The following is a 16,439-nucleotide window of genomic DNA, read 5'->3' on the forward strand; positions in this document are numbered from 1 at the left end:
CCGTCCGGGCGGGGGGCGAACGCCGGGCAATCGCGACCCGAACTTACTGATCCTTAAAACCAGCGTGGACCGATTGGATCCTCTATTTGCCCTCAATAGTTAGCAGACTGGAGAATTTGACATGGGACCAGGCCAAACTGAGCTTGTAGCTCTTGAGCTCGGAAGTAGGCAGCGTCAGTTGATCCTGCCGCGCCATTTCGGACAGCTCGCGGTTCAGCCTGCGCAACTCCGTCATCATATGGCGGGCCGTATCGCCCGATATCCGGCGTGACTGGGTCAGGAAGGCGGCAGCCTCGGTATCCTGCGCCAGAAAAACCTGACGGACAAAGTCGAGGTTGATCTTCATCAGGGCACGATGCAACGGACCGTCGCGCCTGAACTGGATCGGATGCTCCAATAGCAGGCGGATGCGTCCGGTTGCCTGCACTTCAGCAAGCCCGAGCCGTTCAAGTTTTCGACCCATCCTGAGCGTATCGCCCGGGTCCAGCTTGAACTGTCGCGCGATTTCTTCGACAGGCATGCCATCGTGCAGCAGAATGAAAAAGTTGAACAGCGACGGATCACCGGCCAGTTGCGCTTCGATACGGTCCCCGAGCGCGACCGGCGTGACCGTCGTGCGTTTGGCCTGTGCCACCACGTCTTCCAGCGCCAATCCCAGCGCATCGCAGATTTCAACGATCCTGCTTAGCTTGTCGTCACGTGCGGCAAACACCCGTTTGATCGTAGGTTCCGAGGTTTCGAGCCTGCGGGCAAGCTCCGCGTAGGTGATCTTGCGCGCCCGCAACACCGTCTTGAGTGTTTCGAAAATTCTCGCTTGCACGGCGGCCTCTCTGATGCTGCTTTCCACGGTTTGGTATCAAAAATTGATACCGACAAGTTAAATATTCTCCATTTCGATCATTATCAGTAACTCAGGTCAGGTCAAATGAGGATTTGGATATGATCAAGAAAACAATGTTGGCGGGGCTGGCTCTGGTCCTGAACACAGGCGCCGTACTGGCGGATGAAAACTGGACTGCGGGTGGTTTCGACATGCCGGAATCGGCTGTGTTCGATACAGAGCGGAACCGGATCATTCTCAGCACCATCATCGGCAATCCGGGCGCTGCCGATGGGCAAGGCAGCCTAGTGCTTCTGTCACCGGAGGGTGACGTGATCGACGCCAATTGGGCGGTGGGGCTGGACGCACCAAAAGGAATGGCGATCCTGGGCGACGTGCTGCTGGTCGCGGACCTGACCAGACTGCATGAAATCGACCTTGCCACAGGAAAAATCCGCCGGTCGCTTGCCATGCCGGAAGCCGTCTTTCTCAATGATGTCACTTCCGATGGAGAGGTCGCCTTTGTGAGTGATCTGATGACGGACAGCCTGTGGCGCTACGCCGATGGGGCGTTAACCCTCTGGTTCAGCGACCCGCAGCTTGCCCATCCCAATGGCGTTTTCCTTGATGAAGGACGGTTGCTTGTCGGGTCATGGGGCGCGGGCCTGCGCGACGATTTCACAACAGAAACGCAAGGGTCGCTGCTGTCTGTCTCATTGGACACAAAGGAGATCAGCGTCGTCGCACCGAACATCGGCAATATCGACGGCATCACCCGGATCGACGACGCAATCATCGTGAGCGATTGGGTGACGGGCGGGTTGCTCGAGATCGGGCGTGACGGTGTGGCACAGCAGGTGGCCCAATTTGCGCCGGGACTTGCAGATATTTCTTCTGATGGAAGTACGCTTTACCTGCCAATGATGCTCGATGGCTCGTTGATTTCTCGGGACTATCCATGAGCGGGGTGCTGGCACCCACGGGGCCAGCACCAATGATTCTAAATCAGGAAAAACGGTTATGAACGATACATATGCGCTCGGTCGTGAATTGGCTGAAGCGCTCAACCCTGGACTGGGACAGGCCCTTGAAGAACGCTACGGTGCCCTTCTGCCAGGTATGCCGCAAAGCGTTGTAGATTTTGCCTGTGGTCAACAATATTGCCGTCCGGGTCTTGCACTGCACGATCGTTACTTGGCAACTATTGCAGCGCTGACAGCCCTTGGGGGGCAGACGGCACCACAACTTAGGATCAATATTTCTGCAGGTCTTAAAGCTGGCTTGACCGAAACGGAAATTGCGGAAGCGATTTGGCAGATGTCGCTTTATGGCGGGTTTCCCGCAGCCATCAACGCTTTGAATGTGGCACTGAACGTTTTCCGCCAGGGAGATGACCCATGAATGGATCATGACCTTCGGCTAGAACGATAGCAGCGAAAACTGACCTTCTGAACGGCGGGCGTTCGCCGGGCGAACACCGAGAGGCCGACGGTGTTGCGCACCTTGCTTGCGGGCCGGTTTCGTCCCTCAGCCCTTGCGCAGGCCAGTTTCCACCAACATGCCGCGTTTCTTGGCTTCGTAGTAATATCCGCGCGCGTACCAGTGGATCGCGGTGCTCATGTCGCCGTTGGACAACAGCCACGCGCCGCGCAGGTATTTGACGCCGTATTTCAGGTTGGTTTCGGCATCCAGCAAATCAGAGGCAGACCCCCTGTGACCCATGCTGCGGGCTGTTGCAGGCAGGATTTGCAACAGGCCGTAATAGGGGCCGTTCCGGGCTTTGGGGTTGTGGGTGCTTTCGCGGATGGCCAGGCGGTGGATCAACGGGCGCGGGACCTCGTAGGCGTCGGCGTATTTGTTGATCAGGCGACGCAGTTCCGGCGTCTCGTTGGGGTACAGCGGCGGTTCCATGAAACCGGGGCCTTTTTCTTCGGTGGGCGCTGCGCTGCATGCGGACAGGGCAGGGGCGCAGGCCAGCATCAGTAGTGCGGTGCGACGGGTGAATGAAGGCATACTATGACCGTGAACAGTGAATATGCCAGCGATGTAGGCCGATTGCGGTGATTCCGGCCAGCCACCTTGCCTGACATGGGCGCGAACACGCCGATGTGAGCGGTTGGTAAGCGCCAAGGCGCTTGTGCGCCTTGGCCGGGCTCTTCGCTTACAACTGGATGCGGAAGCGGGCGAAGCCGTCGTCGCCTTCGCCTGCGGGGGCGATGTCCACGCCCTTGACGTCGGCCACATAGTCCGCAGCCTTGGGGCCGGTGTCGAACAGAACGCTGGCGCCCTCGACCGGCGCAAAGGTCCAGTTGGCATCGGCGCGGGGGCTGATGGTGCCTTGTTCAACGATATAGCGCACGATTACATCGCGGTTGGTGTCGGGGCCTTCAAACACGATGCTGTCGCCCATGGCTCCGGGGAAAGCGCCGCCGCCACTGGCGCGGTAGTTGTTGGTAGCGACGATGAATTTTGCAGCCGGATCAATGGGTTTTCCGTCATAGTTCAGGTTCACGATCCGGTTGGCGTCGGGGTTGATGACTTCGCCCTTGCTGTCGAACTTCGACGGCTGGGACAGGTCGATCTGATAGGTCACACCGTCCATCACATCAAAGTTGTAGCTGGGAAACTCGGGGTTCAGCAGCATCTGGTCGGCTTCACCAGGCGTTACCTGATTGAACATGCCCGCCGAGCGTTCCAGCCAGTCCTTGACTTGCGCCCCGGTAACCAGAACCGCGCGCGCGGTGTTGGGGTAGAGATACAGGTCCGAGACGTTCTTGATGGCCACGTCGCCCTTGGGCACATCGGTATAATATTCCGGGCCACCACGACCGCCGGCCTTGAAGGGGGCCGCGGCAGAGAGGATCGGCAGGTCCTCGTATTCGGTGCCCTTCATCATCTGCGCAATGTACCACGTCTGGGCAATCGACACGATCTGCACGGACGGATCATCCGCCACCAGCGCGAAATAGCTGTGCAGCGGTGCGTCGGTCTTGCCCACGGCGCGGCGGACATAGGCCAGCGTGGCGTCGTGTTCCGCCTGCACCGAGGCCAGCACCTCGGGATCGCTTTCCACCAGTGCTGTAACGCTGCGGTCTTCGTTGCGCTTGGAAATCGGGCGCGCCTCAGAAGCGGACCCCGCGATGCGCCAGCCGTTGCCGTCGCGTTCCAGCATCAGGTCGATCAACCCCATGTGGCTGCCCCAGAACCCGCCCATGGTGGCCGGTTTGCCGTGGATGGTCCCTGCGTCCGCGTCAACGGCGGCGTATTCGGTATAGGTGGCCGAGGGGAACACAAGGTGGCTGTGTCCGGTCATGATCGCGTCGATGCCGTCCACAGCCGCCAGCGGGACGGATGCGTTTTCCATGCCCTCGCTGTGATCGGCAGCACCGATGCCCGAGTGGGACAGGGCGATGATGATGTCGGCACCCTGTTCTTTCATTTGTGGTACATAAGCCTGCGCAGTTTGTACAATATCGCGGGTCTGCACATTGCCTTCCAGGTGGCGGCGGTCCCAGTTCATGATTTGCGGCGGGACAAACCCGATCAGCCCGATCTTGATCGGGTGGCTGTTGCCCGCGCCGTCGGTGATCATCCGGTCGATCAGCACATAGGGTTCGATCAACGTGGTGTCCTTGGTCGGGTCGCTGCCCATCTCCTTGACCACATTGGCCGAGACCACCGGATAGTTGGCGCCTGCGAGGGATTTCATCAGGAAATCGAGACCGTAGTTGAATTCGTGGTTGCCCAGCGTCGAGGCGTCAAAGCCCAGCGTGTTCATCGCGGCAATGACGGGATGCATGTCGCCGTCCTTCATCCCGCGTTCATAGGCGATGTAATCGCCCATCGGGTTGCCTTGCAGGAAATCGCCGTTGTCCAGCAGCAGCGAATTGGTCGCCTCGGCGCGGATGTCCTTGATGAGCGACGCGGTGCGGGCAAGGCCCACGGTGTCGACTTCCTTGTCGGCGTAGTAGTCGTAGGGAAAGACATGCACGTGCAGGTCGGTGGTTTCCATCAGCCGCAGGTGCGCCTGGTTGGCGGCGGCATTGGCCGAAAACGGGTGTACGGCCAGCAGGCTGGCGGAGCTGGCGATAAAGGCGCGGCGGGACAGGGTGAAGGGCATGACGTGATCCTTTGGTGCATCTGCGACCGGCTATCGCTGCGGTCTGTGACAGGGGCATGACAGACCGGAATGATGCCTGTTAGCGATATCTGAGGTCAATGGGGGGAATGTGGTGCGTTGGGGCACCCTGCACCCGGTCGGATGCGCGCTCTTAACCGGCTTCGGCAATCAGCCGCGTCATTGCTGCAGCTGTTTCGGGATCGGCGGGAAAGAACGCCTCGATCGCCACTTCGGACAATGTCACGTCAACGGCCGTTCCGAACACGGTGGTCGTTCCAAGAAAGGTTAACGGGCCGTGGCGGCTTTTGAGCTTGAGGGGGACGGCGATCTGGGTTGGGCTTGCAGGCGATAGCCGCATCCCCTGACTGTGCGTCGGGGCAGGCAGCGCGGCCAGTTCGGTGTGCAGGGCCAGAAGTTTGGGGTCGGCGGTCTGGTCGACCTCGTGCAAGAGCCGTGCGAGGACATAGGCGCGCCATTCGGCAAAGTTGACAATGCGCGGGGCCAGCCCTTCGGGGTGCATGCTGAGCCGCAGGACATTCACCGTCCCCGCAAGCAGGTGCGGCGCGACACCGTCCAGCAGCGCATAGATCGCCGCATTGGCGGCCTGAAGTTCCCAATACCGGTTCACCGCAAGCGCGGGATGGGGCAGGTGACCCTGCAGGATCTGCCCGATCACCGTCTGCGCGGCAGACAGCGCCGGTGCGTCCAGCGGATGCTGCGGATAGTGCGGTGCATGGCCGGCGGCCACCAGCACCGCGTTGCGCTCGCGCAGGGGCACGTCCAGCTGTTCACACAGCCGCATCACCATCTCGCGGCTGGGGCGCGCGCGTCCCGATTCCACAAAGCTGAGATGACGCTGGGAGATGCCGGCCTCGGCGGACAGGTCCAGCTGGCTCAGACGCCTGCGGCTGCGCCACTGGCGCAGCAATTGCCCTGCGGATTCTCGTGTTTCGATCATGACGGAAGCTTAAACGGACATTCTTTGCGCGACGATTACCTGTGACGTAATCGACTTTACTACCTTTCGTCACGAAGTTCCGCATATCGCCCGACCCGATTGGTGGGGCACAGCAGAAAAAGGAACACGTTCATGATCAAGTCAGCTTCTCAACTTACACTGCAATCCATTCTGAAACTTGATGCGGTCACCTGTGCCGCGATGGGGGCTTTGCTGGCGCTTGCCTCCGCTCCGGTGGCGGCCCTGACGCAGATCGGCGCGCCGCTTTTGTTCTGGGCCGGACTGTTCCTGTTTCCGGTGGCGGGCTTCATGTTCGCCTGCGCTCAGATGCGTCGCGTTCCGATGTGGGCCACTGGCCTTGTGGTTGTCGGAAACGGGCTGTGGGTGCTGGTCAGTCTGGCGCTGCCTTTGGCGGGGCTGATTGCACCCAATGCGCTGGGGTGGCTATTCCTTGTGGGGCAGGCCGTTGTCGTTCTGATGATCACCGCGCAGGAATGGCGTGCGGTGCAGCAGCAGCCTCTTGCCACGTAAGCCGTAAGGCGCAGGAGAAAATGCCTTGACCTGTCAGGCCCTCGTCCATCTTCGCGACGCTGCGATGGGACCCCGCGTGACATCAAACGAAAAAGGCCGCCCCGAGGGGCGGCCTTTGCAATGTTCACTGTGCGCAGATGCGCGATCAGTTGGTCGAAGTTTCTTCGTCGTCCGAGGACTGTTCGGAAACCGCTTCGGCCAGATCGTCGTCGTCGGATGCCGCGGCACCGATGTCTTCGAACAGCTCGGAGATTTCGAAATCGGCTGCGGCTTCTTCTTCCGCGGCCAGTTCCTGGATCGATTTGCCCGAGGCTTGCAGTTCGGCTTCTTCCACCGAGCGTGCGACGTTCAGTTCGATTGTCACCTGAACTTCGGGGTGAAGGGTCACTTCAACTTCGTGCAGGCCCAGCTGTTTGATCGGCTGAACGATGACAACCTGCTTGCGGTCCAGCGAGAAACCTTCGGCTGTGGCAGCTTCGGCCGCGTCACGGGTGGTGACCGAACCGTAAAGGTTGCCGCCGTCCGATGCCTGACGAATCACAACGAACTGTTGGCCGTTGAGTTTGTCGCCAAGTGCTTCGGCTTCTTTCTTGGTCTCAAGGTTCTGCGCTTCGAGCACAACTTTGCGTGCTTCGAAGTCTGCGATGTTCTGCTCGGAAGCAGACAGCGCCTTGCCCTGGGGCAGAAGGTAGTTGCGCGCAAAGCCGGGTTTGACGTCGACGACGTCGCCCATCTGGCCCAGTTTGGCCACGCGTTCGAGAAGGATCAGTTGCATGTACTTGGCTCCTTATTTCACTGCGTAGGGCAGCAGGGCGAGGAAGCGGGCGCGTTTGATGGCACGGGCCAGTTCGCGTTGCTTCTTGGCCGAAACGGCGGTGATGCGCGACGGCACGATCTTGCCACGCTCGGAAATGTAGCGTTGCAGCAGACGTGTGTCCTTGTAGTCGATCGCGGGCGCGTTCTCACCCGAGAAAGGGCACACTTTGCGACGGCGGAAAAATGGTTTTGCAGCCATGGGTTAGCTCCTTTTTTGCTCGGGGTTCAGCGGCGCTCGCGACGGGTGTCGCGTTCGTCACGTTTCTGCATCTGGACCGACGGGCCTTCTTCGTGGGCGTCGACTTTGATGGTCAGCACGCGCATGACGTCGTCGTGCAGGCGCATCAGGCGTTCCATCTCTTGCACGGCGGCGGCCGGTGCGTCGGTGCGCAGGAAGGCATAGTGGCCTTTGCGGTTTTTGTTGATTTTGTACGCCATCGTTTTGACGCCCCAGTATTCGTTATCAACCAGGGTGCCGCCGTTGTCGGCGAGGACGGTGCCAAAATGTTCGATCAGGCCTTCGGCTTGTGTGTTCGACAAGTCCTGGCGTGCGATCATGACATGCTCGTAAAGGGGCATGTGCGCTCCATTTATATCAAGGCGCATTTCATAGACGAAGCGTTCAAGTCCCTTTGCGGCTTCGGCACGAGAGTCTGCGCGGTTCAGATGAGGTGCAAAAGGAAGTGCCCATATACACGGTTTGCGCGGAGGCGCAAGCGTGGTGGCCCGGCAGGCGCAGATGCGGTGTTGTATTGTCGGGCGTGCCGCAACAATGCCCCGTAACCGACGGGCACCCGCCCCATTCCTGCCGCCTTCGCTGTTCAGGCTGCCCCTGACAACAACGACATGGCGTACACGCGCGGGCGGGGGAGCAGAACATGACAACAACATCGGATTATATCACCGACAGTCAGGGCCGGAACCCGGCAGTCCATGGCGTGTCTGTGCGGGCGCTGGACGCCGGACGCACCCTGGGCCGGTTGGCGCGGCGCGTGACAGGGGCGGGGCTGATCCTTGCGGCTGCGGGCCTGTGGCTGGCGCCGGGCAGCAGTTGGGCGGCGGACATCCTGCTGATCAAGCTGGTGCTGTCGCTGGTGGCGGGGGGCGTCGGGCTGGCGCTGGTCCAGGCCGGGTCCGCCCCTGACGCACCCGAGGTCGAGATTGACCTGGTCCGGCGTCGTGTCCGGGTGTTCGCCCGCACGCGGGGACGCGATGTTGTCCTGCATGATTGCAGCTTTGCCGATCTTGGCCGCGTGGAGAAAACCAGCAACACGCTGATGCTGTGGGATGACCGCGATAACCTGCTGGCCGAGGTTGCACCCGCAGACCGGCGGGCGCAGAAGGCGTTGGTGTCGGGGCTGCGCGACGCGGGCAAGTTGTAGGCGGCACGCCAGACAACGGACTGCCTGCAGTTTCCCGCGCAAATGTGATGTTCACGAATGCGCATATGCTGTTGATCTGTGTTGAATTGTCATAAAATGGCCATGACCCACATGTTCGGGTGAGTTTCATCAACACGGAGAGTCCCAAGTATGAAATCCCTTATTCTCGCCGCAGCCCTTTCAACGGCTGCCACAATGTCCTTTGCAGCCGACACCTATACGCTGGACCCCAGCCACAGCCAGATCGTGTTTCATTACGAACACCTGGGCTTTTCGACCACATATGGCATGTTCTCGGGAATTGAGGGCGAAATCAGCCTGGACCAGGAAGACCCTGCACAGTCGTCCGTGTCGGTGTCCTTTCCCGCCAACAGCCTGATCACCGGCTGGCAGCCGCGTTTCGACCATTTGATGACGGGCGATTTCTTTGGTGCCGATGAAAACGATACGGTGACTTTCAAATCCACCAGCATCGAGGTGACCGGTGAGGACACCGGCAAGATCACCGGTGACCTGACCATCAACGGCATCACCAAGCCGGTGGTTCTGGATGCCAAGATGAACCAGATGGGCGATCACCCGCAGGCGGGCAAGCCGTGGGCCGGTTTCAGTGCGACCACATCCGTGCTGCGGTCGGATTTCGACATGGGCATGTTCGCACCCTACGTGGGCGACGAAGTGGACATCATGATTTCGATCGAGGCGATGAAGGCCGAGTAAGCCTTTGACCAGAGGAATGCAGAAGGCCGCTGGAGAGATCCAGCGGCCTTTTTGTTTTCCGTCCGCGGGCTGCGGGCGGTGATATTTGTGCCCGCAGCCTAGTTCGTGGCCGCGGCGCGGGTGGCGGTCAGCTCGATCTGGACGGTGACCGGGAATTTCAGGCTGCCTTCGTCGTTCATATTGTCCCCGATGTTGAAATCTCGGCGGTCCAGGGTGGTCGTCGCCTTCATCGTGGCGGTGTCGCCGTCGATGGCCAGGTCAAAGGGCAGTTCCAGCGGCACCGACTGGTCCTTGATCGTCAGGGTGCCGTTGGCCGTGGTGCGATCTGTCGTTGTGGCGATTTCGGCGCTGTAGGACGCGGTGGGGAATTCTTCGACGTTGAAGAAATCCGGACCCATGGCCTGATCGGTGACTGAACCGAGGGTGAGCGAGCCGATGGAAATGGTCGCCTCGACCGCGCCGGCGACACCGTTTTGAACCGTTTCGTCAAAGGTGATGTCGGCAGTCCAGTCGGCAAAGCTGCCGGTCACGTCAGAGCCGAACTGGTTGACCGTGATGGACAGGGTGCCGTTCTGGACCTGCCAGTCGGATTGAACCTCGGCCAGGGCGGTGGGGGCGGGGCCGTCGTTTTCGGCGCCCGACATTCCCAGGCCTGCACCAAAGGCGATGGCCACGGCCCAGATCACGGCGGCGGTGATGGCGGGGCGGCGCATGTTGTGGGTGCCGCCCGGTGTGGTGGCGGTGGTGGTGCCGAACCACATGCGGCGCAGGGTGCTGTCACGGTCGATGAAATGATGTTTCAGCGCGCCCAGGACGTGCAGGGCAAGGGAGGCTTCCAGCACATTGGTGGCAATGACGTGCATCGCGCCAAAGGCTCCGGCGACGGCATCGGATTTGGGGACGAGTGGCAGGTCCTGACCGATGGGCCACCAGATCGGCGCAAAGCCCGAGGTGGCGGCGTGGTGAATCCACCCCGACAGCGGCACGATGACAAGGCTGGCATAGAGCAGCCAATGCACGGTTTCGGCGGCAAAGGTTTCAAGCTTGCGCTCGGGGTGCAGGCTGGCCGGTTTGGTTTGGGTCAGGGCCCACAGGATACGGGCCAGCGCCACGAAAAAGACCGTGATGCCCAACGTCTTGTGCAGCGAGAACAACCACGCCTTGGTCGCCAGTTGTTCGGCGGTGTCATAGGCCATGTCGTTGGCGATCAGCCCCAGCGGAATCAGGGTCAGGATCAGCAAGGCGATCAGCCAGTGAAATGTCTTGGTTACAGAGCCGTAGCGGTCTTCGGCATTGGTCAGGGGCATGTCTGTCTCCGGATTGGAACGGATGAGGGTTTGCCCTGCGGCGGGCTTGGGTCTTAATGTGACCTATTGGCAGGTCTTTGTAACTGCAAATTGTTGCACAGGCTTGGTGCGGGATGTGTTGGGCGGCTTGTGCGCGGCGCGCAGGCTCTCTAAACCGCGCAGAACGACAAAAGAGGGAGGGCACCAGCCCATGAGCATAGCATTTGTATTTCCCGGTCAGGGTGCGCAGACCATCGGCATGGGCCGCGATCTGGCCGAGGCCTATCCGGCGGCGCGCGCGGTTTTTGACGAGGTGGACGATGCCCTGGGCGAAAAGCTGAGCGATCTGATCTGGGAGGGCGACATTGAAACGCTGACCCTGACGCAGAATGCACAGCCTGCGCTGATGGCCACGTCGCTTGCGGCGATGCGCGCGCTTGAGGCCGAAGGCTATGGCATCAACACGGCGTCCTATGTGGCCGGGCATTCGCTGGGTGAATATTCCGCTTTGGCGGCGGCGGGGGCGATCTCGGTCGCGGACACCGCGCGGCTGTTGCGGATTCGCGGGGCGGCGATGCAAGAGGCGGTGCCGGTGGGTGTTGGCGCAATGGCGGCATTGCTGGGCCTGGATTTCGCCACGGCGACCGAAGTGGCGGAGGAGGCAGCGCAGGGCGAGGTGTGCCAGGCGGCAAATGACAACGATCCGGCGCAAGTGGTGGTGTCGGGTCACAAGGCGGCCGTCGAGCGTGCCATCGAGATTGCCAAGGCCAAGGGCGCGAAACGCGCGCTGTTGCTGCCCGTAAGCGCCCCGTTCCATTGCGCATTGATGGAGCCTGCTGCCCGCAAGATGGCCGAGGCGCTGGACCAGGTGGACATCAGCGCACCCGCCGTGCCGCTGGTCGCCAACGTGCGCGCCGAAGGTGTCGACAGTGCCAAGGTGATCCGCGATCTGTTGGTGGAACAGGTCACCGGATCGGTCCGTTGGCGGGAAAGTGTCATGTGGATGGCGGCGCAAGGTGTGACCGAGATGTGGGAAATTGGTGCGGGCAAGGCGCTGAGCGGGATGATCCGCCGGATTGACCGCGAGGTCGCCACGCGCAACGTCGGAGTGGCGGCAGATATTGCCGGCCTCAAAGCCTGATCGTACAAAGAGGAAAGTTTCATGGATTTGACGGAAAAAACGGCGCTGATCACCGGCGCATCGGGCGGCATTGGCGCCGAGATTGCACGTGTCCTGCACGCAGCGGGTGCCACGGTTGCGCTGTCCGGCACGCGGGTCGAACCGCTGGAGGCGCTGGCGGCCGAACTGGGCGCGCGGGCGCATGTCCTGCCGTGCAACCTGAGCGATATGGAAGCGGTCGAGGCGCTGCCCAAGCAGGCCATCGAGGCGATGGGCCGCGTGGATATCCTGGTGAACAACGCAGGGATCACCCGCGACAACCTGTTCATGCGGATGTCGGACGAGGACTGGTCCAGCGTCATGGACGTGAACCTGACCGCCACGATGAAGCTGTGCCGTGGCGTTCTGCGTGGCATGATGAAGGCGCGCTGGGGCCGGATCATCAACATCAGCTCGATCGTCGGGGCCATCGGCAACCCCGGTCAGGCGAACTATGCCGCCAGCAAGGCGGGGATGATCGGTATGTCGAAAAGCCTGGCGTACGAGGTTGCCAGCCGTGGGATCACCGTAAATGCCGTTGCGCCGGGATTTATTACCACGCCAATGACAGACAAGTTGACAGATGACCAAAAAACCGCGCTTCTGTCGCAAATCCCTGCCGGTCGCATGGGCGAGCCGTCGGAAATCGCCGCCGCTGTGGCCTATCTTGCCAGCACGCAGGCAGGCTATGTCACAGGAACGACCTTGCACGTGAACGGCGGTATGGCCATGTTGTAAGGGCCGCGCCAGAAGCCTTGCCATCCTTTCGGGATATGCTATAGGCGGCGCAGATTTGAACCGGGGGCGCGGAGACGCGCCGTTGGAATAGCCGCTCCCTGGGGGGCACGACCATGTCGCACCAGCAGGGGCGGCGCCACTGAAGGGCAAGATATTTTGCCCGCTTGGAATGAGGACTTAGAAATGAGCGACATCGCGGACCGCGTTAAAAAGATCGTTGTAGAGCACCTGGGTGTTGAAGAAGACAAAGTTGTCGAGAACGCGTCGTTCATCGATGATCTGGGCGCAGACAGCCTGGACACCGTTGAGCTGGTGATGGCATTCGAAGAAGAGTTCGGCATCGAGATCCCCGACGACGCGGCGGAAACGATCCAGACTTTTGGCGATGCAGTGAAATTCATCACCGAAGCGTCCTAAGTTCCAAAAGCTTCAGACTGATCAGAAACGGTGCCTTTCCTCGCGGAAAGGTGCCGTTTTTTTTGTTTCGGGCAAAACGGGATTGCGCTGCGCCGTTGCGGACTGCACTGTTGTCACAGAGCCTTGGACAACAAGAGGCCGCAGCAGGTTACCAATACAATGCCCCCGTTTGATCCATGTCGCGTGTAATTCCGACCATCAACACCAAAGGCCTGACGTTGCGCGCGTTGCGGCCTGAAGATTTCGACCGCTATGCCGCCATCTGGGAAATGCCCGAGGTCGTGCGTTATATCGGCGGCGTCCCGTGGAGCCGCAGCCGCGCGTGGGATTCGTTTCTGCGCAATGCGGGACATTGGCAGATGACCGGTTTTGGCCAGTGGGCGATCGAGGCGCAGGGCACCAAGTCGTTGGTGGGTCAGACCGGATTTTTCTATGGAGTACGGGGGCTTGGCGCGGATTTTGACGCATATCCCGAGGCTGCCTGGGTGCTGTCAGCGGATTTTCAGGGACGCGGGCTGGGACGGCAGGCGGCACAGGCGGCACATGACTGGTTTGACCGCGTCGTGACGGGGCCGCTGGTGTGCCGGATTGCGTCTGAAAACGCGGTGTCGCTGCGGTTGGCCGAAGTGTTGGGCTACAAGCCGATGCGCCAGACCGAGGAAGAGGGAACGCCGGTCGAATTGTTGATCCGCAAGTCGCCGCCGCAGGGTTAGGTCGCGGGGCGGCAGAAATCGGCCAATTTTGCCGTGAAATGCTGCGCTTGCAAAGGCTGCGTGATGTCGCGTTTGACTTGAACACGCGGGGCGTGACGGGCTATGAGCATCGAAACGAGACAGAGGGGCATTTCTATGCGCAGAGTTGTTGTGACGGGTTTGGGTTTGGTCACACCGTTGGCCGACGGGGTCGAAGCCAGTTGGAGCCGTATTCTGGACGGACAATCGGGCGCAGGGCCGATCACCGGATTTGACACCGAAGGACTGGTCACGACCTATGCCTGTGAAGTGCCCCTGGGCGACGGCAGCGACGGGACGTTCAACGCCGACAGCTATATGGAGCCGAAGGAACAGCGCAAGGTTGACACCTTTATCCTGTTCGGCATGGCGGCGGCGCAGCAGGCTGTTGAGGATTCCGGCTGGACCCCGCAAACCGACGAAGATTTCGAGCGCACCGGCGTGTTGATCGGGTCGGGCATTGGCGGGTTGAACAGCATCGCCAACACTGCCGTGATGATGGAAGAAAAGGGCCCGCGCCGCGTCAGCCCGTTCTTTGTGCCCGGTGCGTTGATCAACCTGATCAGCGGGCAAGTCAGCATCCGCTATGGCTATAAAGGACCGAACCATTCGGTTGTGACCGCATGTTCGACCGGCGCGCATGCGATCGGCGATGCCAGCCGTCTGATCCAGCATGGAGATGCGGACGTGATGGTGGCAGGCGGGGCCGAGGCGGCGATCTGCAAGATCGGGATTGCAGGCTTTAACGCGTGCAAGGCGCTGTCGACCAAATACGCGGACGACCCCAAGAAGGCGAGCCGCCCCTATGACATCGACCGTGACGGTTTTGTCATGGGCGAGGGTGCGGGCATTGTCGTATTGGAGGAATACGAACACGCCAAGGCGCGCGGTGCGAAGATTTACGCCGAGGTGAAGGGCTATGGCCTGTCGGGCGATGCCTATCACATCACGGCCCCTTCTGAGAGTGGCGAAGGCGGCGAACGTGCGATGCGTGCGGCGCTGCGCAATGCCGGTTTGCAGCCGTCTGATATTGATTACATCAACGCCCATGGCACCAGCACCATGGCCGACACCATCGAGTTGGGCGCGGTCGAGCGGATGCTGGGCGATCACGCGGGCAATGTGACGATGTCGTCGACCAAATCCGCCACAGGTCACTTGCTGGGCGCTGCGGGCGCGATCGAGGCGATCTTTGGCATTCTGGCGATCCGCGATCAGGTGTGCCCGCCGACGATCAACCTGGACAATCCTGCGGTTGAAACGGCTGTGGACCTGGCACCCAACGCCAAGCGTGAACGTGAGGTGAATGTGGTGCTGTCGAATTCCTTTGGCTTTGGCGGGACCAATGCTTCGGTGATCTTTGCAAAGGTTGATGGTTGATGTGGCGTCATATCGCCTCGAACGCGTTGACGTTCATGTTGCTGGCCATGTTCCTGTTGGGGGGTGTCATCCTGTGGGGCAAGGCGCAGTACGTTCGTACAGGGCCGCTGGCTGAAGCAATTTGCGTGGAAGTGCCGCGTGGGTCGAGTTTTGATCGTGTGAGCAAAAATTTGGTAGAGCAGGGCGCTGTTTCCAGTGGTCCTATTCTCCGTATCGGCGCCGACTATTCCGCGAAAACAGATGATCTGAAGTTTGGTAGCTATCTAGTCGAGCCTGGTGCTTCCATGGAAGAGATTGTTGATGTTCTTACCCGTGGCGGGGCCAGCACCTGCGGAACCGAGGTCGTCTATCGCATCGGTGTGAACCGGGTGTCGGTTCAGGTGCGTGAGCTGGACCCTGCGACCAGCAAGTTCGTTGAGCGGGCCGAATTCGATCAAACAGCCGAGGAGATTCCCGAGGTTTACACCGAAGTGAAAGCCAAGCCGGATACACGGTTTCGCGTTGCTGTGGCCGAGGGTGTGACCAGCTGGCAGGTGACCGAAGGGTTGCGCAGCATGGATGTGCTGGAGGGCGAGGTGCCGGAGGTGCCTGCCGAGGGGTCGCTGGCCCCCGACAGCTATGAGGTGCGCCCTGGTGATGATCGTGCAGCCCTTTTGGCGCAGATGGAAGCGGCGCAGGAGGTTCTGGTGGCCGCGGCATGGGAAGGGCGTGACGAGGGTCTGCCTGTGACCACGCCGGAAGAGTTGCTGATCCTTGCGTCGATCATCGAGAAGGAAACCGGCGTGCCCGAAGAGCGCCGTCAGGTGGCCAGCGTGTTCGTGAACCGTCTGAACCAGGGAATGCGTCTGCAGACCGATCCCACGGTGATCTATGGCATCACCAAGGGCGAGGGTGTGCTGGGTCGTGGTTTGCGCCAGTCGGAATTGCGCAAGGCGACGCCGTGGAACACCTATGTGATCCAAGGGTTGCCGCCGACCCCGATTGCCAACCCCGGACGGGCCAGCCTGGAGGCTGCAGCGCGGCCGGACAACACCGATTTCGTGTTCTTCGTGGCTGATGGCAGTGGCGGGCATGCCTTTGCCACCACGCTGGAAGAGCACAACCGGAACGTGGCTGAATGGCGCAAGATCGAAGCGCAACAGCCAGCGCAGCAACCGGCGCAGGACAATTGATTGCCCCGCCCAATCGTTAAGTTTTCGTAATGATAACGGACGGTTGGGCGGCGCTGTTCAAGCCCTCGGACTTGACTTTGCGCACGGTCTGATGTAGAACTTGTGACATGCTGGAAGACATGGGCAAACGGCCCCGAGGGTGACCTCGGCGGCCGTTTTTTCGTGTTTCTCTCGTGCGGGGGCACATACCCAAGAGAGGTGAATGACCA

The 16,439-nt window shown here is 60.7% G+C and carries 19 protein-coding genes; 11 read left to right on the top strand and 8 right to left on the bottom strand.

Going from position 1 to position 16,439, the window contains the following annotated elements; all coding sequences use genetic code 11:
- Positions 1-82 precede the first annotated feature (82 nt).
- Positions 83-820: a helix-turn-helix domain-containing protein gene (locus tag BUC08_RS16135; RefSeq protein ID WP_159436700.1), complete on the bottom strand. Its 738-nt coding sequence runs from the start codon at positions 818-820 to the stop codon at positions 83-85.
- Positions 821-939: 119 nt separating this feature from the next.
- On the opposite strand from BUC08_RS16135, the gene BUC08_RS16140 reads away from it, so the two are divergent.
- Both BUC08_RS16140 and BUC08_RS16145 read left to right on the top strand, forming a co-directional pair.
- Entirely contained in the window at positions 940-1,782 is an 843-nt protein-coding gene (locus BUC08_RS16140; RefSeq protein ID WP_051694596.1) for an SMP-30/gluconolactonase/LRE family protein, read from the top strand.
- A gap of 58 nt (positions 1,783-1,840) precedes the next feature.
- Positions 1,841-2,221 carry a carboxymuconolactone decarboxylase family protein gene (locus tag BUC08_RS16145; protein WP_037929266.1) on the top strand — a complete coding sequence of 127 codons (381 nt, stop codon included), beginning with the start codon at positions 1,841-1,843 and terminating at the stop codon, positions 2,219-2,221.
- 126 nt (positions 2,222-2,347) lie between these two features.
- Here the strand turns inward: BUC08_RS16145 and BUC08_RS16150 are convergent, their stop codons facing one another.
- The 3 genes from BUC08_RS16150 to BUC08_RS16160 all read right to left on the bottom strand — a co-directional run bounded on the left by BUC08_RS16150 (position 2,348) and on the right by BUC08_RS16160 (position 5,898).
- A complete protein-coding gene (locus tag BUC08_RS16150; RefSeq protein WP_224551512.1) occupies positions 2,348-2,833 on the bottom strand; it encodes a transglycosylase SLT domain-containing protein in 486 nt (161 codons plus the stop codon).
- Between the two features lie 148 nt (positions 2,834-2,981).
- The gene (locus BUC08_RS16155) at positions 2,982-4,940 is read right to left on the bottom strand and encodes a bifunctional 2',3'-cyclic-nucleotide 2'-phosphodiesterase/3'-nucleotidase (RefSeq protein ID WP_037929270.1); all 1,959 of its coding nucleotides are present in this window, start codon (positions 4,938-4,940) and stop codon (positions 2,982-2,984) included.
- A 151-nt stretch (positions 4,941-5,091) separates the two neighbouring features.
- On the bottom strand, positions 5,092-5,898 hold the full coding sequence (locus tag BUC08_RS16160; protein ID WP_037929272.1) for a helix-turn-helix domain-containing protein: 807 nt from the start codon (positions 5,896-5,898) through the stop codon (positions 5,092-5,094).
- A 132-nt stretch (positions 5,899-6,030) separates the two neighbouring features.
- Here BUC08_RS16160 and BUC08_RS16165 point away from each other — a divergent pair, with 132 nt between their 5' ends.
- Entirely contained in the window at positions 6,031-6,429 is a 399-nt protein-coding gene (locus tag BUC08_RS16165; protein WP_037929275.1) for a hypothetical protein, read from the top strand.
- Positions 6,430-6,574: 145 nt separating this feature from the next.
- Here the strand turns inward: BUC08_RS16165 and rplI are convergent, their stop codons facing one another.
- From rplI to rpsF, 3 genes are read right to left on the bottom strand one after another with little or no spacing between them, the layout of a single operon-like run.
- On the bottom strand, positions 6,575-7,204 hold the full coding sequence (gene rplI, locus BUC08_RS16170) for a 50S ribosomal protein L9 (protein ID WP_037929277.1): 630 nt from the start codon (positions 7,202-7,204) through the stop codon (positions 6,575-6,577).
- Positions 7,205-7,216: 12 nt separating this feature from the next.
- Entirely contained in the window at positions 7,217-7,444 is a 228-nt protein-coding gene (gene rpsR / locus BUC08_RS16175) for a 30S ribosomal protein S18 (RefSeq protein ID WP_028957713.1), read from the bottom strand.
- Positions 7,445-7,470: 26 nt separating this feature from the next.
- The gene (gene rpsF / locus BUC08_RS16180) at positions 7,471-7,824 is read right to left on the bottom strand and encodes a 30S ribosomal protein S6 (protein ID WP_037929279.1); all 354 of its coding nucleotides are present in this window, start codon (positions 7,822-7,824) and stop codon (positions 7,471-7,473) included.
- 299 nt (positions 7,825-8,123) lie between these two features.
- Here rpsF and BUC08_RS16185 point away from each other — a divergent pair, with 299 nt between their 5' ends.
- Both BUC08_RS16185 and BUC08_RS16190 read left to right on the top strand, forming a co-directional pair.
- Positions 8,124-8,627 (top strand): hypothetical protein, encoded by a 504-nt coding sequence (locus tag BUC08_RS16185; protein ID WP_051694597.1) that lies wholly within the window; start codon positions 8,124-8,126, stop codon positions 8,625-8,627.
- 150 nt (positions 8,628-8,777) lie between these two features.
- On the top strand, positions 8,778-9,347 hold the full coding sequence (locus tag BUC08_RS16190) for a YceI family protein (protein WP_037929281.1): 570 nt from the start codon (positions 8,778-8,780) through the stop codon (positions 9,345-9,347).
- 98 nt (positions 9,348-9,445) lie between these two features.
- Here BUC08_RS16190 and BUC08_RS16195 read toward each other — a convergent pair whose 3' ends face one another.
- The gene (locus BUC08_RS16195; protein WP_037929283.1) at positions 9,446-10,654 is read right to left on the bottom strand and encodes a cytochrome b/b6 domain-containing protein; all 1,209 of its coding nucleotides are present in this window, start codon (positions 10,652-10,654) and stop codon (positions 9,446-9,448) included.
- A 190-nt stretch (positions 10,655-10,844) separates the two neighbouring features.
- On the opposite strand from BUC08_RS16195, the gene fabD reads away from it, so the two are divergent.
- From fabD to mltG, 6 genes are all read left to right on the top strand, one after another.
- Complete coding sequence (gene fabD, locus BUC08_RS16200; RefSeq protein ID WP_037929285.1) at positions 10,845-11,774, top strand: ACP S-malonyltransferase; 930 nt, start codon at positions 10,845-10,847, stop codon at positions 11,772-11,774.
- A 21-nt stretch (positions 11,775-11,795) separates the two neighbouring features.
- Complete coding sequence (fabG, locus tag BUC08_RS16205) at positions 11,796-12,530, top strand: 3-oxoacyl-ACP reductase FabG (RefSeq protein WP_037929287.1); 735 nt, start codon at positions 11,796-11,798, stop codon at positions 12,528-12,530.
- Positions 12,531-12,713: 183 nt separating this feature from the next.
- The gene (locus BUC08_RS16210; protein ID WP_028957706.1) at positions 12,714-12,947 is read left to right on the top strand and encodes an acyl carrier protein; all 234 of its coding nucleotides are present in this window, start codon (positions 12,714-12,716) and stop codon (positions 12,945-12,947) included.
- A 176-nt stretch (positions 12,948-13,123) separates the two neighbouring features.
- The gene (locus BUC08_RS16215; RefSeq protein ID WP_037929291.1) at positions 13,124-13,660 is read left to right on the top strand and encodes a GNAT family N-acetyltransferase; all 537 of its coding nucleotides are present in this window, start codon (positions 13,124-13,126) and stop codon (positions 13,658-13,660) included.
- Positions 13,661-13,795: 135 nt separating this feature from the next.
- A complete protein-coding gene (gene fabF / locus BUC08_RS16220) occupies positions 13,796-15,058 on the top strand; it encodes a beta-ketoacyl-ACP synthase II (protein WP_037929294.1) in 1,263 nt (420 codons plus the stop codon).
- Positions 15,058-16,230, top strand: a complete 1,173-nt coding sequence (gene mltG, locus BUC08_RS16225; protein ID WP_037929297.1) for an endolytic transglycosylase MltG — start codon at positions 15,058-15,060, stop codon at positions 16,228-16,230. Before fabF ends, mltG begins: the two co-directional genes overlap by 1 nt.
- Positions 16,231-16,439 lie beyond the last annotated feature (209 nt).

Source organism: Pseudosulfitobacter pseudonitzschiae (genome assembly GCF_900129395.1).
Taxonomy (GTDB): domain Bacteria; phylum Pseudomonadota; class Alphaproteobacteria; order Rhodobacterales; family Rhodobacteraceae; genus Pseudosulfitobacter; species Pseudosulfitobacter pseudonitzschiae.

What these genes read in the sequence shown, in the direction of transcription:
- BUC08_RS16140 (WP_051694596.1), top strand. Translation starts at nt 940, where the DNA reads ATGATCAAGAAAACAATGTTGGCGGGGCTGGCTCTGGTCCTGAACACA.
- BUC08_RS16145 (WP_037929266.1), top strand. Translation starts at nt 1,841, where the DNA reads ATGAACGATACATATGCGCTCGGTCGTGAATTGGCTGAAGCGCTCAAC.
- BUC08_RS16150 (WP_224551512.1), bottom strand. Translation starts at nt 2,833, where the DNA reads ATGCCTTCATTCACCCGTCGCACCGCACTACTGATGCTGGCCTGCGCC.
- BUC08_RS16155 (WP_037929270.1), bottom strand. Translation starts at nt 4,940, where the DNA reads ATGCCCTTCACCCTGTCCCGCCGCGCCTTTATCGCCAGCTCCGCCAGC.
- BUC08_RS16160 (WP_037929272.1), bottom strand. Translation starts at nt 5,898, where the DNA reads ATGATCGAAACACGAGAATCCGCAGGGCAATTGCTGCGCCAGTGGCGC.
- BUC08_RS16165 (WP_037929275.1), top strand. Translation starts at nt 6,031, where the DNA reads ATGATCAAGTCAGCTTCTCAACTTACACTGCAATCCATTCTGAAACTT.
- rplI (WP_037929277.1), bottom strand. Translation starts at nt 7,204, where the DNA reads ATGCAACTGATCCTTCTCGAACGCGTGGCCAAACTGGGCCAGATGGGC.
- rpsR (WP_028957713.1), bottom strand. Translation starts at nt 7,444, where the DNA reads ATGGCTGCAAAACCATTTTTCCGCCGTCGCAAAGTGTGCCCTTTCTCG.
- rpsF (WP_037929279.1), bottom strand. Translation starts at nt 7,824, where the DNA reads ATGCCCCTTTACGAGCATGTCATGATCGCACGCCAGGACTTGTCGAAC.
- BUC08_RS16185 (WP_051694597.1), top strand. Translation starts at nt 8,124, where the DNA reads ATGACAACAACATCGGATTATATCACCGACAGTCAGGGCCGGAACCCG.
- BUC08_RS16190 (WP_037929281.1), top strand. Translation starts at nt 8,778, where the DNA reads ATGAAATCCCTTATTCTCGCCGCAGCCCTTTCAACGGCTGCCACAATG.
- BUC08_RS16195 (WP_037929283.1), bottom strand. Translation starts at nt 10,654, where the DNA reads ATGCCCCTGACCAATGCCGAAGACCGCTACGGCTCTGTAACCAAGACA.
- fabD (WP_037929285.1), top strand. Translation starts at nt 10,845, where the DNA reads ATGAGCATAGCATTTGTATTTCCCGGTCAGGGTGCGCAGACCATCGGC.
- fabG (WP_037929287.1), top strand. Translation starts at nt 11,796, where the DNA reads ATGGATTTGACGGAAAAAACGGCGCTGATCACCGGCGCATCGGGCGGC.
- BUC08_RS16210 (WP_028957706.1), top strand. Translation starts at nt 12,714, where the DNA reads ATGAGCGACATCGCGGACCGCGTTAAAAAGATCGTTGTAGAGCACCTG.
- BUC08_RS16215 (WP_037929291.1), top strand. Translation starts at nt 13,124, where the DNA reads ATGTCGCGTGTAATTCCGACCATCAACACCAAAGGCCTGACGTTGCGC.
- fabF (WP_037929294.1), top strand. Translation starts at nt 13,796, where the DNA reads ATGCGCAGAGTTGTTGTGACGGGTTTGGGTTTGGTCACACCGTTGGCC.
- mltG (WP_037929297.1), top strand. Translation starts at nt 15,058, where the DNA reads ATGTGGCGTCATATCGCCTCGAACGCGTTGACGTTCATGTTGCTGGCC.